Source organism: Micromonospora sp. NPDC005367 (genome assembly GCF_040606825.1).
In the GTDB taxonomy this organism is placed as follows: domain Bacteria; phylum Actinomycetota; class Actinomycetes; order Mycobacteriales; family Micromonosporaceae; genus Micromonospora.
Map to the genome: position 1 here is coordinate 1 of NZ_JBEXFP010000032.1, position 13,319 is coordinate 13,319.

Sequence of the window (13,319 nt, forward strand, 5' to 3'; positions counted from 1 at the left end):
ACGAGACCACCGCCTGGCCACACCGCGAACAGCACGACCAGAAGACCGCTGCTTGACTCCAAAGCTCATGGGATGTCTGTCAGCGCTGCTGTCGACAGCCATTCCGCCGGCGACGGTGCGATCCGGCTCAGCCAGGGCGTCTTTCATGCCCTGATCGAGGGATTCGGCATGGCGAACTGGTCCGCTACGGCCGAGCTGTCACTTGCGGTAGTAGAAGTCAGCGGCCTCATCAGCATCTGCTGGCGCGGTGATCTTCAACGGCTTCGCGTGATCCTTCATGGTGGTGGTCATCGTCAGTTTCGGGCCCCCGCTGGGACTCAGCTCCGCCCTGACCGAGGTGACCCAGCCCTGGTCGTCAGTGGTGATCGTAAAGGGCGACAGGGGTGTGCCGATCGAGACGATGCTCGGTGCGCCCACGGGGAGGAACGACTTGGTGTCTTTGCCGTCGGGGTCGAAACGGCCGGTGTAGGTGTGCGTGCCGGTGCGCTCCGCCGAGACGATCGACGAGGTGAACGCCTTCAGGCCGGTCGGGTCGACCCAATCGAAGCGCAGGAAGGGATCGTCGCTCTTCACTCGCTTTAGATCGACGTGCACCCAGTCCTTCTCGTCGGCCGGCCGTACGTAACTGTCGGTGCCGATCACGATCCGGCTCCCGGCCTGTGGGTACTTGCCGCCCGTGACCGAGATGGTGGCCTGAAAACGGCGCTTCTTCGGATCGAAGGCGCCGGTTCCCTTAACGCTTTGCCCTTCGGGCAGGCTGCCGCGCACCGCGTACCGGTGGGCAACCCCCTGCGACCGCTGCAACGCCACGACCAGCTCGCCGCGGACGTCGGGCGCCGGAGACGGCACTACGGTGGCCGCCTGGACCGGCTTCTCGGCGCGCATAGGCTCCGTCGTCCGGGTGCAACCGGCAGCAAGGAGTAAACCGCCGGTCAGACCCAGCGCGAGCAGGGCGGTGCTCTGTTTCATAGTGGTTCCCCCGTGGGCCGCCGGCTGGTAGCGGGACGAGGGCACGATAGCGGACTCGGTCGACGCCGGGTGCCCCTCGGGGCGGAGCGGCAGATGGACAGCTGTAGCGGTAGGCACACGGGAGCGAGAGATCTCTCGGCCGTCGATCGCTACGACCATTCATCGTCATCCAGGTCACGTGACCCTAGCGTCGCGTGTCACCGTCGCGTTGGGCATAGGACCAAGCCCAGGGACCACTTGTTGCCTTGCGCCCACCTACGATCTGACCCATGCGTCGCGTCGCACCGGCAATGGCCCTACTACTTCTAATCGGCTTGCCCGCTTGCACCTCAGAGCCGAAGGATGCCGGACACACAACCTTGACCGTCCTGCTCGACCACGATGTGACGGCAGCGCAAAAGAGCGTGGTCGAGCAGCGACTACGCGCGATGCCGAGCGTAGAGGGCGTCGCCCTTGAGACCCGCGATCAGGCCTATGAGAAGATGCGGAACGACTCGCCGGACCTGCTGGCGGATCTCGACCCGGAGGACCTGCCGGAGTCCCTTCGCGCGACGGTCACCGACGCGTCGGTCGCCGAGGCAGTCGGTTTGGTGATAGGCACGGTCGACGGTGTCGAGTGGGCTGTCCTCAAGATCGCCGATGTTGACCCCCTGCCGTCGCAAATCGGGGCGATCGTCCGGCTGGAACCGACGGCTACGGCAGAGCAGCGAGCCGCGGTAGAAAAGGCCGTCCGGGCGCTACCCCGCGCCGAGTCGATCGAGTTCGAGAACCGGGACGCCGCCTACGAGCGTCTGCGCAAGCAGTGTCAGGGCAAGGGTGATCTTGCCGCGCAGCTCGACTCCCAGATGACGCGCGCCTCGCTGCGGCTCCAGCTTGCCGTGGACGGGAAGGGTCGGACTGGGCTACCCGAGATTGGACGCCTTGATGGCGTCGAGGCGGTGCAGTTGGTGCCGGTGTCGATGCTTTGAGTGGCACAGCGGAACCGCCGACGGGGGGATCGCTCGCGGCCCGCGACGTCAGGGCTCGGACCGCGACACGAGGGAAGGTCGGAAGGAACGTGGAGATCACTTCTGGCGGTACCCCAGGGCCGCGCCTTGCTGACCATTTAGCGGATCTCGACAACAACGTCTACGGCCGCCTCCCCCATGCCCCAGGAGTGCAGGTCTTGGCTGAGGCGTTCGTGCGTGCAGGCTGGCGCGCCCGCACAAGCACGGCCGCACCCGCGGGCGCCCCGACGCCTGTACTGGTGGCGGCGGCCGCCGCGGTCAGCTCCACTACGTACGTGGCGATCGCAACGGCGATCATGACCCAGAAGGCCACCAGGGCGGCACAGAGCTTGAACAGCGCGTCGTCGATCTCGTCTGTTGCCGCCTTGATCGCGCTGAGCGCCTTTCCCTGTGCCGACAGGGCTTCCGCGTAAGCGGTGGCTCCGGCCCCTTCCCATTTCTCGTTGACAGTTGTCTGGTCACTTCCTGCCATCCCTGACAGGGAACTGGCCACCGCGCCGACCCGATTGGTCCAGTCGTCACCGGTTCCATACAGTGCCGGCGGCCATCCAGGCGAAAGCATCTGCTCCCGCATAACTGCGAAGAAAGCCTTTACGATAGCCGTGAATTTGTCCAGCGACTCCTGCAAGCCGCCCATCGCGAAGGCAGGTAGCAGTTGCGCGGCCCGGTTGCAGCGCTGCACGATCGAGTTGCTCAACTGCTCGACCTTGCCGAGCAGCCGCTCGATTCGTTGCAGAGTCTGCTCGAACTCTTCTCGGCTGAATCCCAAGTCGGTCATCGCGTTCACCAGACTCCGCGGATGCGGTGCATGCTCTGGATGTCTTCCTCTTCGTACCCGTCCGCTGCTGCAGTCAGAGCGTTCCCCATGGCGTCCAGTGCCGTGACGCCATCGCTCAACAGTTCGGTCATTCGGGCGTGAAGCTCCTGATACACCTGGGTCAGGCCCGCCCAGTCGGCAGGAGCAGAGAACTCGAGCGAGCCGAGGTGAAGGGTGCGTGCAACTTCCGCTGCCGCGCGCAGTTGGTCTGCGGCGTCGCGCCACTTGATGCCGTCGGTGCGCAGTTCCGAGATCGCTACCCGGACGGTCTCGGGGCTCGGCGGATGAGTCATGAGCCCTGTCCTTCACCGAATTCGGCGGCGAGCCCGAGCCTCGCCAGCAATCGGGCGGGGCCCGCCATGAGGGACCTCAGTTCGTTGAGGCCGTCAGGTAGGTCTTGACCGCCGTCCGACCACATTCGCTGGTGAACCTCCCTCGTGAGCTGGAGGACCCAGTGCGCGATCTCCTGCGTACCCGCGTGCTCGGCCCACCTGGGTTCGAAGCGGACTTCCGTTATCAGACCGGCACTGCCGCGTACGACGGCGGAACCTCTCGGGGCGGACGCTTCCACCTCGTCGCGAAGCCGGCGCTCCAGGCTCTCCGACAGGCCGTCGAGTTCGTGTTCGACCACCTCCAGTAGGCCCATGAGCTGACGTAGAGCATCTCCCTCCGGGAGTGGTGCCGCCGCCGATGCTCTGCCGATCATCGGTATCGCCTCAGCGATCGCCGGAGCCGGCGCCGTGGTCGATGCCGCGGCTGCCCCGGGCCCAGCGGCTGCCGCCCAGCCGTCCGACGTGCGCCATCCGCCGTCCGGAGCGCGTCGACCACAGCTCTGCCCAGCCCAAGGGCATCGCTGGACCTTTGCCAGCCCGGCCGAAGTTGAATCTCAATCAACAAGCCCTGGCCATCCACCACAACACTCACCAGGTCGTCCGGGTCTGCCCCGCGATACCTGGCCCCTGGATCGGATGTGGCGGCCCACTGCGCGGCCAGAGACTGCGCTTCGTCCTGAAGCTTCCTGAGCTCGGCCGCAAAGGGCGGTGGCGCGTCTCCGTCAGCCAACCTGACCTCCCCGTCGGGCGATGAGTCTATGACCGAAGGCATCGATTTGTCCGACCCTGCGTCTGGATCGTCACTCCAAGTTGTCGGGCCGACGGCAATCGACAGTTGTGGCGGTGAGCCGTGTGTCGTGCGGGGTTTCCGTATTGCGATAGGTACCTTGCTATGACAAGGTAGCGGCATGCAGGTCGATCCGAAGCTCGTCGCGTTGCGGCGCGGCCTGCTCGAACCACTCGTACTAGCCGCCGTCGAGTCCCAGCAGCGGTACGCGGCGGAGATCCTCGCTGCATTGCAGCAGGCAGGCTTCCCCGCCCAGGAGGGCACGCTGTACCCGTTGCTGAGCAAACTCCGGCGAGACGGGTTCGTGCACCACGAGTGGCGTGAGTCGCCGTCAGGACCGCCCCGCAAGTACTTCTCGCTCACCGACACCGGCCGAGCCCAGCTCGCAGCGTTCCGGGACCACTGGAACGAGCTGTCCCGCGTCATCAACACGATTGGACGATGACCCGTGAACGAGCCGATCTCCATCCGCCTCACCGGACACGTCGCGGCCTTCCCGGTCACCCGCGAAGCACGCGAGGCCCTGCGGCAGTACCTCGATGACGCGAGAAGCGCGCTGCGCTCCGACCCGGACGCCGACGAGATCGCCCGAGACCTCGAGTCCGCGATCGGCGACCGGTTGAGCGCTCTCACGAGCTCGGGCGCCGAACCGGTGACCGGTCCCCAGATGGCGGCGATCCTGGCTGAGCTCGGGCCGGTGAGCCCAGCACACTCCGCGCCGCCCTCCACCGTGGAGGGGTCACGTGGCCGGTTCTGGTGTCGGATCAACGAGGGCAAATGGTTCGGCGGCATCTGCCTCGGCATCGCGGCGTACGGCCAGTTCCGCGTCGACTGGGTACGAACCGTCGTGCTGCTGCTGACCCTGGTCACGGGCGGACTACTCGCCGTGGCGTACCTGGTCCTGCTGCTCGTGCTCCCGGTCGTCCCGACGGTCACCGACTACGAACGCCAGCGGGACGCACCGCGATACACCTGAACCGGAAGGCGCGCGGCGCCGGCTACGCGGTCATCGACGGGCCGGCGCTGCCATCAGCTCATCGATCTCCGCGAAACCCAGTGAGGCGACCCCGTCGGCGTCATCCGCGTACCCACCTTCGATGTCGGCGGCGACCGGCACACCGACCGCGGACGACACACGGGTGATCACGTCGAGCGCGCGGTCACGGCCCATCGTCTCGCCGTCACCCGCGCCCACGCTCCAGGCCACCCCGGCGCTGGTGGTTGCGATGGCGGCTGCGCCGGCGTCCTCGATCAGCCGGGCGCTCGCGGCGTCCCGGACCACACCGTCGGTGCCATGCCGCTACTCCAGCACCGTACGCAAGGTGCGTTCGCCGATGTCGCGCATCAGCGGGTTGTCCGCCGAGTGCGTCAGGAAGACCAGGGACAGGACAAGCGCCCACCCGCGGGACCGCTCCCAGGTCGCGTCGTCCGCGCGGCCGTACGCCTGTTGAAGGACAGCACGCTGCTCCGCCGTGAACAGCATCCAAGCCACGGAGAGGTCGGTGGCGGGATCGCCGCAGGTGATGTCACCGAAGTCGATCACGGCGCTGATCTTCCCGCGGTCGACCAGGATGTTGGCCGGGTGCAGGTCCCCGTGCAACCACAGTGGCGGACCGTCCCAGGCAGGCGCAGCGCGGGCCGCCTCCCAGATCCGCAGTGCGGCGTCGCGGTCGGCCGGATCGACGTGCGTCAGCCCGGTCAGGACTCCCTCGGCGCGCCCGGCCAGTGGAATGCCGCGGAACCGGTTGACAGGCGCCCCCGCAGGAGCCGGGGCGTGCAGCGCGGCCAGGAAACCGCCGAGCGCCGCCGCGGCCGACCAGAGGTCGTCCGGCGCCGACCGCGCGGCGATCTGGCCCGGGAGAAAGGGCACGACACTCCACGACCACGGGTACTGCGCGGTCGGCCGCCCGACACGCACCGGCGCCGGCACCGGCAACGGCAGGCGGTCGGCCAACTCCGACAACCACCGCTGCTCGTGCGCGACGAGTTCGGCGGCCATGGCGCGCCGCGGCAACCGGACGAGGAACTCCGCACCGAGCCGGCACACGAGGTTGTCCCAGCCGTTGGCCAGGACCTCGACCGGCAGGTCCGCCAGGTCGGGGTGCTGCTCGTCGAGCAGGCGGCGCACCAGTTCGACGGAGACGGGAACCTCCGCAGCGGGCATTCGCTGAATCGGCACAGCGAGAACCCTACGGCCGCACCCCGGCGCGCCTGGCAGCAGGAGCGGGCGATGACTGCGCCGCGCAGCGCCGTCACCCGATCCGCCGGAGACGGCCTGGGCCGGCGCATCGGCGTCAGACCGGATAGGTACGGGCCACGGCGAGCATCTCCGAGCTGTGCGAGCCGACGATCCCGACGTCCGGCGGGCGAGGCCGGAAGCCGGGCAGCTCGGCCAGGCCGTCGCTGGCATCCATCGCCCGCAGCCGCAGGTCGTCGTGGGCCCCCATCACCAGAGTGATCTCGATGCCCTCGGGCGGCGGCGCGTGGAAGACGACCCCGAAGCCCCACGGCCGGCCGTCGGTCGCCCGGCCTCCGGGGACACGCCGCCCGTTCACCACCGCGTACTCGACGATCGTGCGCGCGTCGACGTGCAGCGAGGCCAGGCGGACCGGACGCTGCGGGGTGACCCGCACCCGCAGGGTGCGTTCGCCTCCCGCGCTGCTGTCGGCCAGGATCTCGACCTTCGGAGCGGGCAGGTCCACCGGCTCCGCCGGGCCGCCGCGGAAGGCATGATCGCCGAGTGCCGGGAAGTCCGCGACCGAGGCCGGACCGTCGACGTACCGGCTGGTCCACGGCTGCGGATCGGTCTCGTCGGTGAGCCACCGGGCCGAGCCGGCGCCGGCGTCCAGGGCGTACATCAGATGGGTGGGTGCGGGATGCGTGGCGTCGAAGCGGTCGACGCGGACCCCCACCCCGGCGCAGACCACCGCCGCGACCGCGGCGGCCAGCGCGGGCAGCGCGCCGAGCCGCCGGGCCCGTAACGCCACCAGGCCGCGCTGCCCGCCGGCCTGCGGGTGCAGCAGATCCACCACCGGCAGTACGGCCAACCCGAGCAGCACGGTGACCAGGGCGGCGACCCCGCCCATCGCCATGCCGAGCGCCGGGAAGAGCAGCACCACAGTGGGCAGCAGGATGACCACGGCCACCGCGCCGCCCGCGGTGACGGCTACCACCGGCCACGGCCCGTCGATCCGGGTGCCGAGCGCGACCAGGCCGGCGAGCGCGCCGACCAGCGCCGGCAGGGAGGCGAGGTACGCCCCGCCCGGCACCAGCACCGCGAGCACCACCCCGAGCAGGGCCAGCCAGGCCAGCCCGCCGACGGCCAGCGCGGCCGGGCCGATCCGACGCCGGGACAGCGCGTACCAGGCGAAGACGACCGCGGCGGCGAGCGCCAGCACGGCGAGCCGGTACGAGGTCGGCCGGTACGGGTCGAGCAGCTCGGCGTAGCCCGGCCGGATCGTGGTGATCAGCGCCCAGAACGCCTGCGCGGCGAGCGGGGCGGCCACGATCGGCACCAGCGACAGGCCGAGACCGGCCGCCAACCGGCGACCGTCGGCACGACCGCGCCGACGGGCCGACCAACCCAGCGCGACCACCGCGGCCAGCGCGAGCAGCGCGAGCGGCAGGGTCAGCTGGCCCGGGTAGCGGACCAGCCCGCCGGGCACCGGGAAGTAGGTGTTGTCCCCGCCGGCGGTCAGGTCGGTGAGGTCGATGCGGCCGAATTCACGGGCCATCCCGAGCGCGTTGTCGCCGTGCTGCTGGAGGCTGGCCCGGTCCAACGCCGCGGCGGTGTCCAGCGGGGTGTGGTAGATGGCCCCGCCGTCGATGTACGCGGAGTTGAGGCCGACGAAGCCGTGTCCCATGAACGCGGTGAAGTCGGTGTCGTTGGGCAGCGCCCGGTAGATCTCCACGGCGAACGAGGTGCCGACGGGGTGCGGCGCGGCCCGGGCGAAGACGTCCACCAGCTTCGCGTTCCGTGGCGACGTCTCGAACATGATCACCGGTCCGGCCGAGCCGCGCGCCTCCAGGTTGAGCACCACCCCGCCGTCGGCGGCGAGGGGGTGGCCGGCGGCGAACCCAGACGCTCCGCAGAGACACGCCTCCTCGGCGTCGGTGAGCACGAAGACGATGTCGTTGCGGGGTCGCGGTCCGGCGGCCAGAGCTCGGGCCACCTCCAGGATGGCGGAGGTGCCGGCGGCGTCGTCGTTGCCACCCGGTCCGGACTGCACCGAGTCGTAGTGGGCGACCAGGAAGACCCGGCCGGTCGGATCGGTGCCGGGCAGCCGGGCGACCACGTTGCGGACCCGGGCCAGCGTGGCACCTCCGGCCGCCCCGCTCAGTTGCCCGGCCTTCGGTGCGACGGCGTCCTGCACCTCCGTCTCCAGGCCGAGCCCGCGCAGCACCTGCTCGACGTGCGAGCGGACCTCGTCGTTCGCGGCGCTGCCGGCCGGGTGCGGGCGCGCGGCGATGACCTCGACGTTCCGGAAGGCCCGGTCGGCACTGAACTCGCCCGGCGCCGCGTCGGCCGGTCGCGGCGCCGGGGGCCGCAGGTCGATGAGGCTGACTGCGCCGACGGCGACCAGTGCGGCGACGGCCGCCACGGCGGCGACCAGTCGACGCCGGGGCCTCGCGAGTGACCGGTCGGCGCCGGGTACGCCCGGGATCGGGTGGGCGGGTGCGCGGTCCGGGGCCGGGGTGGGAGGTGCGCCCACGGGAAACTCCTCGGGGACGGGGCCAGGGGTGGAATCATCCTGCCCCGCGTCGGGCGGGACTGGACGCCCGCCCGTCGGCGAGACTTCGACGCCGTCCGGCCACTGCCCGGCCGGTTCCGAGCGGAGGTCGACCGTCCGGTCGGCGGAACGCCCTCTGCCTGCTTTGCCCGCTTATCGGGTAGTGATTCGGCCCATGCCCGGCCCCACCGAGTCCGTCGTGTTGTGTGCGACCGTTGTCTAATACAGGATCAGCAGGGCACTCGGAAGGAGCCCGACATCACCAGCGAACTCCCGCGTCTCGCGGCGGTGACCCGGCCGAACCGGGGGACCGGTCTGGCCGGTTCCTCCGTGGTGCCGTACCCGCACGGCGGCCTGGGACGGCACGCTCACCTGCCGCCCGGTGAGCGGCTGCGGGTGCTGCTGGTCGAGGACGACGAGGGCGACGCCTTCCTCGTCGGGGAACTGCTGGCCGAGACCAACTCGATGATCGACCTGCTGGTCGCGACGAGCCTCAGCGAGGCACGCCGACGGGTGACGGGCGTGGACTGCGTCCTGCTCGACCTGGGCCTGCCCGACGCCCAGGGCCTCGACGGGCTGCGCCAGGTGCTGGAGATGTCCAGCGGTGCGGCGGTCTGCGTGCTGACCGGGCGCAGCGACGAGCACCTCGGCATCGTGGCGGTGGCCGAGGGCGCCCAGGACTACCTGGTCAAGGGGCAGGTCGACGGCGTCCTGCTGACCCGGGCGCTGCGCTACGCGGTCGAACGTAAACGCGCCGACGAGAACGCCCGCCGGTTGCGCGAGGTCGAGCTGCGCCAGGCCGAGTCGGCCCGCCTCGAACGGGGCCTGCTGCCGCAGCCGCTGATGACGACCGACCAGGTCGCGGTGCACACGTTCTACCGGCCCGGACGACACGCCGCGCTGATCGGCGGCGACTTCTACGACGTGGTGCAGACCCGCCCCGACCGGGTGGACCTGATCGTCGGTGACGTCTGCGGGCACGGGGTCGACGAGGCCGCGCTCGGCGTCGAGCTCCGGGTCGCCTGGCGTGCCCTGGTGCTCGCCGGGGTGCCCGACGACGAGGTGCTGCCCGCGCTGGAGCAGGTGCTGATGAGCGAGCGCCGGCTTCAGGAGATCTTCGCGACCGTCGCGACGGCCCGACTCGACCTGAACCAGAACCGGGCCGTCGTACGGTTGGCCGGTCACCCGCCGCCACTGCTGCTCGCCGGCGGTGAGGTGGCACCGGTGCCCGCCCCCGGCGGCCTGTTGCTCGGCGTCCGGCCCCGTCCGCCGGTCGCCTACGACCTGGAGTTCGACACCGAGGACTGGTCCCTGTTGATGTACACCGACGGCCTGATCGAGGGGCGCGTGGGCGACAGCGACGATCGGCTCGACGTGCCCGGGCTCAACGAGCTGCTGGAGGAACCGGCCAGCCGGGAGGTACCCCTGCCCGAGCTGCCGGCCTGGCTCGTCGGGCGGGCCGAGCAGATCAACGGTGGTCCGCTCGCCGACGACGTCGCCATGCTGCTGGTCTCCCGGGGAGGTGGCCGGTGACCGCCGGTGTGCGTGGCTGGAGCCTGCGCCAGCGGGTGGTCGCGCTGCTCGTGGTCGTCGGGGTGTTGCTGATCGGGCTGGCGGTGACGGAGGCGTCCCTGGCCGAGCGGAGCCGCAACCAGATCGACGCGCTGCTGAACAAGACCAGCCCGCTGCGGGCGCAGTCGCAGGAACTGCTCAACGCCCTGCTCGACCAGGAGACCGCGGTCCGTGGCTTCGCCGTCAGCGGCGACCGCGCCGACCTCGGCCCGTACGACGCCGGGGTGCGGCAGGAACAGGACCTCGTCTCGTCGATGCGGCGGCTCCTGGCCGGCTACCCGCAGATCGAGGGAGAGCTGCGCCAGGTCGAGACCCGGGCCGACCAGTGGCGGCAGTCGGTCGCGGAGCCGGTGATCAGAACGACTGAGCAGCGCGGCACCGCGGCCGGTCAGGCCCTCGTCACCGAATCGGCCCGGCAGCAGTTCGACGGCCTCCGGGTCGCCGTGGACGACCTTCAGGCCGAGATCCTCCACGCCCGGGAGAGCAACGCGCGCGAGGTACGCCGTACCGGCAACCTCCTGGCCGTCCTGCTGATCCTCGCCGCCCTGGTGGTGGTGGTCGCCGGAGCGTTGCTGCTGCTCTCGCTGGACCGGACGGTGGTGCGCCCGCTCACCGGCCTCGCCCAACAGGTCCGGGAGGTCGCCGAGGGCGACTTCGCCCACGTCATCTCCGGTTCCGGCCCGCCCGAGTTCGTGCAGCTCGCGGAAGACGTGGACGCGATGCGCCGCAGGATCGCGGCGGACCTGGCCGAGGTGCGGGAGGCCCGGGAGCGGATCGAGTGGGTCAACACGCAGCTCCAGAAGCAGGCCGAGGAGCTGACCCGGTCCAACCGTGACCTGGAGCAGTTCGCGTACGTCGCGTCGCACGACCTCCAGGAGCCGCTGCGTAAGGTCGCCAGCTTCTGCCAGCTGCTCCAGCGCCGCTACGCCGGCCAGCTGGACGAGCGGGCCGACCAGTACATCGCGTTCGCGGTCGACGGCGCGCAGCGGATGCAGCGTCTGATCAACGATCTGCTGGCGTTCTCCCGGATCGGCCGGCTGACCACCGGCTTCACCGAGGTCGACCTCGACAAGGTGATGGGGGACGTGGCCGGCCAGACCGAGGCGGCCCGGCAGTACGCCGACGCCGAGCTGACCTGGTCGGAGCTGCCGGTGATCCGGGGCGAGGAGCCGCTGCTCACCAACCTGCTCGCCAACCTCGTCAGCAACTCGATCAAGTTCCGTCGGCCGGACGTGCCCGCGAAGGTGCACATCTCCGCCCGGCTGGTCGGCGAGGAGTGGGAGATCAGCTGCCGCGACAACGGCATCGGTATCGAGCCCGAGTTCGCCGACAAGATCTTCGTCATCTTCCAGCGACTGCACCCGAAGGACGCCTACCCGGGCACCGGGATCGGGCTGGCGATCGTCAAGAAGATCGTCGAGTACCACGGTGGCCGGGTCTGGGTGGACACCGACGTCGCCGAGGGTGCCGCGATCCGGTTCACGCTCCCCGCGCTGCCGGAGGATCTTCCCGAGACGGTGGAGGCTCCGGACGAGACGTCGGCTACCGTCGCGGACGCGGAGACGGCTACGACGGCCGGCGATGGTTCGAACAGCGCGCCGGAGCAGTCCGCCGGGTCGGAGCGTACGGAGCAGGCGCCGGCAGGCGGCAGGACGGGCGGCATGAGGGAGACGGTGGGATGACCGTACCGGCGGACGGCAGGAGCCCGATCGAGGTTCTGCTGGTCGAGGACGACCCGGGCGACGTGTTGATGACCCAGGAGGCGTTCGAGGAGCACAAGCTGCGTAACCGGCTGACCGTCGTCTCCGACGGGGCCGAGGCACTGGCCTACCTGCGCCGTGAGGGCCAGTACGCGGACGCGGTGACCCCGGACCTGATCCTGCTCGACCTCAACCTGCCGCGCCGGGACGGCCGTGAGGTGCTCGCGGAGATCAAGAAGGACGAGCAGCTCCGGCGGATCCCGGTGGTGGTGCTCACCACCTCCCAAACCGACGAGGACATCCTGCGCAGCTACCAACTGCACGCCAACGCGTACGTGACCAAGCCGGTGGACTTCGATCGGTTCATCGCCGTGGTCCGCCAGATCGACGAGTTCTTCGTCAGCGTGGTGAAGCTGCCGCCGCGTGGCTGACACCCTGATCGACGACGTGAGTGGGCTGCTCCGGGAGACAGCCGACCAGGTCGTCGTACCCCTGTTCCGGAAACTCGACGACTCCGACGTCGCGGAGAAGGCGCCCGGTGACATCGTCACCGTGGCCGACCGCCGGGCCGAGGAGATGATCTCGGCGGCGCTGCGCGAGCTGCGCCCCGGCTCGGTGGTGGTGGGTGAGGAGGCCGTCGCCGAGGACCGGGGGCTGCTGCGGCACCTGCGTGACGGCGGCGACGTCTGGATCGTCGACCCGATCGACGGCACCGGCAACTTCGCCGCCGGCCGTCGGCCGTTCGCGCTGATGGTGTCACTGTTGAGCGAGGGCCGGCCGGCCGCCGCCTGGGTGCTCGACCCGCTCGCCGACATGCTCGCCACCTCCCGCGCCGGTGAGGGGACGTACGTCGACGGGCACCCGGTCCGTACCGACGAGTCGACACCGGAGTTCGGCCACCTGCGCGGCATGGCGATGACCCGGTTCCTTCCGACGGCCACCCGCGAACGGGTGAACGCCGGCGGCGACCGTCTGGGCGAGCTGCTCCCCGGGCAGCACTGTGCGGGCCGGGAGTACCTGGACATCCTCGTCGGGCGGCAGCAGTTCGCGCTCTTCTGGCGCACCCTGCCCTGGGACCATGCTCCCGGGGCCCTGCTGGTGGAGTGCGCGGGTGGTGTCGCCCGCCGGTTCGACGGCGCCGACTACCACCCGGCCGAGGAGGGCCACGGCCTGCTGGTCGCCGCGAGCGAGCAGATCTGGAACGACGTCCGCGCGGCCCTGCTCGACGGCTGATCCACGCGCTCGGCGACCGTCCCGACACCGAACGTCGACGCGGCACGCCCCTCGCCTTCACGGGACCGGCCGGCGCCGCTCGGTCCGGTATCGTGACCGGCGGTCACCGCCAGCAGGCCGCCGACCGGGGCCGGCGGGACCGCCGCCGCGCAGGTTGCACCCGGGGGGCCGG

15 protein-coding genes are annotated in these 13,319 nt (G+C 70.6%); 8 read left to right on the forward strand and 7 right to left on the reverse strand.

Features of this window, described 5'->3' with window-relative positions; all coding sequences use genetic code 11:
- Positions 1-198: 198 nt before the first annotated feature.
- On the reverse strand, positions 199-969 hold the full coding sequence (locus ABZS42_RS21195) for a hypothetical protein (protein ID WP_355147763.1): 771 nt from the start codon (positions 967-969) through the stop codon (positions 199-201).
- 359 nt (positions 970-1,328) lie between these two features.
- On the opposite strand from ABZS42_RS21195, the gene ABZS42_RS21200 reads away from it, so the two are divergent.
- Positions 1,329-1,937, forward strand: coding sequence for a permease-like cell division protein FtsX (locus tag ABZS42_RS21200; RefSeq protein WP_355147765.1), 609 nt, complete (start codon positions 1,329-1,331; stop codon positions 1,935-1,937).
- A gap of 160 nt (positions 1,938-2,097) precedes the next feature.
- Here ABZS42_RS21200 and ABZS42_RS21205 read toward each other — a convergent pair whose 3' ends face one another.
- Positions 2,098-2,763, reverse strand: a complete 666-nt coding sequence (locus tag ABZS42_RS21205) for a hypothetical protein (RefSeq protein WP_355147767.1) — start codon at positions 2,761-2,763, stop codon at positions 2,098-2,100.
- Positions 2,760-3,086, reverse strand: coding sequence for a hypothetical protein (locus ABZS42_RS21210; RefSeq protein ID WP_355147769.1), 327 nt, complete (start codon positions 3,084-3,086; stop codon positions 2,760-2,762). The genes ABZS42_RS21205 and ABZS42_RS21210 overlap by 4 nt, the downstream gene beginning before the upstream one ends.
- A 131-nt stretch (positions 3,087-3,217) precedes the next feature.
- Between ABZS42_RS21210 and ABZS42_RS21215 the strand changes: the two genes are divergently transcribed.
- The gene (locus ABZS42_RS21215; protein WP_355147771.1) at positions 3,218-3,433 is read left to right on the forward strand and encodes a hypothetical protein; all 216 of its coding nucleotides are present in this window, start codon (positions 3,218-3,220) and stop codon (positions 3,431-3,433) included.
- 76 nt (positions 3,434-3,509) lie between these two features.
- On the opposite strand, the gene ABZS42_RS21220 is transcribed toward ABZS42_RS21215, so the two are convergent.
- Positions 3,510-3,644: a hypothetical protein gene (locus ABZS42_RS21220; protein ID WP_355147773.1), complete on the reverse strand. Its 135-nt coding sequence runs from the start codon at positions 3,642-3,644 to the stop codon at positions 3,510-3,512.
- Positions 3,645-4,033: 389 nt separating this feature from the next.
- On the opposite strand from ABZS42_RS21220, the gene ABZS42_RS21225 reads away from it, so the two are divergent.
- Both ABZS42_RS21225 and ABZS42_RS21230 read left to right on the forward strand, forming a co-directional pair.
- On the forward strand, positions 4,034-4,357 hold the full coding sequence (locus ABZS42_RS21225; RefSeq protein ID WP_355147775.1) for a PadR family transcriptional regulator: 324 nt from the start codon (positions 4,034-4,036) through the stop codon (positions 4,355-4,357).
- A gap of 3 nt (positions 4,358-4,360) precedes the next feature.
- Entirely contained in the window at positions 4,361-4,888 is a 528-nt protein-coding gene (locus tag ABZS42_RS21230; protein WP_355147777.1) for a PspC domain-containing protein, read from the forward strand.
- A gap of 30 nt (positions 4,889-4,918) precedes the next feature.
- On the opposite strand, the gene ABZS42_RS21235 is transcribed toward ABZS42_RS21230, so the two are convergent.
- The 3 genes from ABZS42_RS21235 to ABZS42_RS21245 all read right to left on the reverse strand — a co-directional run bounded on the left by ABZS42_RS21235 (position 4,919) and on the right by ABZS42_RS21245 (position 8,576).
- The gene (locus tag ABZS42_RS21235; protein ID WP_355147779.1) at positions 4,919-5,194 is read right to left on the reverse strand and encodes an isocitrate lyase/phosphoenolpyruvate mutase family protein; all 276 of its coding nucleotides are present in this window, start codon (positions 5,192-5,194) and stop codon (positions 4,919-4,921) included.
- Positions 5,195-5,212: 18 nt separating this feature from the next.
- Positions 5,213-6,091, reverse strand: a complete 879-nt coding sequence (locus tag ABZS42_RS21240) for an aminoglycoside phosphotransferase family protein (RefSeq protein WP_355147781.1) — start codon at positions 6,089-6,091, stop codon at positions 5,213-5,215.
- Positions 6,092-6,206: 115 nt separating this feature from the next.
- Positions 6,207-8,576: a M28 family peptidase gene (locus ABZS42_RS21245; protein WP_355147884.1), complete on the reverse strand. Its 2,370-nt coding sequence runs from the start codon at positions 8,574-8,576 to the stop codon at positions 6,207-6,209.
- A 354-nt stretch (positions 8,577-8,930) separates the two neighbouring features.
- On the opposite strand from ABZS42_RS21245, the gene ABZS42_RS21250 reads away from it, so the two are divergent.
- From ABZS42_RS21250 to ABZS42_RS21265, 4 genes are read left to right on the forward strand one after another with little or no spacing between them, the layout of a single operon-like run.
- Complete coding sequence (locus tag ABZS42_RS21250) at positions 8,931-10,175, forward strand: fused response regulator/phosphatase (protein WP_355147783.1); 1,245 nt, start codon at positions 8,931-8,933, stop codon at positions 10,173-10,175.
- Complete coding sequence (locus ABZS42_RS21255; RefSeq protein ID WP_355147785.1) at positions 10,172-11,896, forward strand: ATP-binding protein; 1,725 nt, start codon at positions 10,172-10,174, stop codon at positions 11,894-11,896. The genes ABZS42_RS21250 and ABZS42_RS21255 overlap by 4 nt, the downstream gene beginning before the upstream one ends.
- Positions 11,893-12,345, forward strand: a complete 453-nt coding sequence (locus tag ABZS42_RS21260; RefSeq protein WP_355147787.1) for a response regulator — start codon at positions 11,893-11,895, stop codon at positions 12,343-12,345. Before ABZS42_RS21255 ends, ABZS42_RS21260 begins: the two co-directional genes overlap by 4 nt.
- On the forward strand, positions 12,338-13,147 hold the full coding sequence (locus tag ABZS42_RS21265; RefSeq protein WP_355147789.1) for an inositol monophosphatase family protein: 810 nt from the start codon (positions 12,338-12,340) through the stop codon (positions 13,145-13,147). The genes ABZS42_RS21260 and ABZS42_RS21265 overlap by 8 nt, the downstream gene beginning before the upstream one ends.
- Positions 13,148-13,319: the final 172 nt, after the last annotated feature.

Coding starts and splice junctions, on each gene's coding strand:
- ABZS42_RS21210 (WP_355147769.1), bottom strand. CDS start 3,086: ATGACTCATCCGCCGAGCCCCGAGACCGTCCGGGTAGCGATCTCGGAA.
- ABZS42_RS21260 (WP_355147787.1), top strand. CDS start 11,893: ATGACCGTACCGGCGGACGGCAGGAGCCCGATCGAGGTTCTGCTGGTC.
- ABZS42_RS21225 (WP_355147775.1), top strand. CDS start 4,034: ATGCAGGTCGATCCGAAGCTCGTCGCGTTGCGGCGCGGCCTGCTCGAA.
- ABZS42_RS21220 (WP_355147773.1), bottom strand. CDS start 3,644: ATGCCCTTGGGCTGGGCAGAGCTGTGGTCGACGCGCTCCGGACGGCGG.
- ABZS42_RS21195 (WP_355147763.1), bottom strand. CDS start 969: ATGAAACAGAGCACCGCCCTGCTCGCGCTGGGTCTGACCGGCGGTTTA.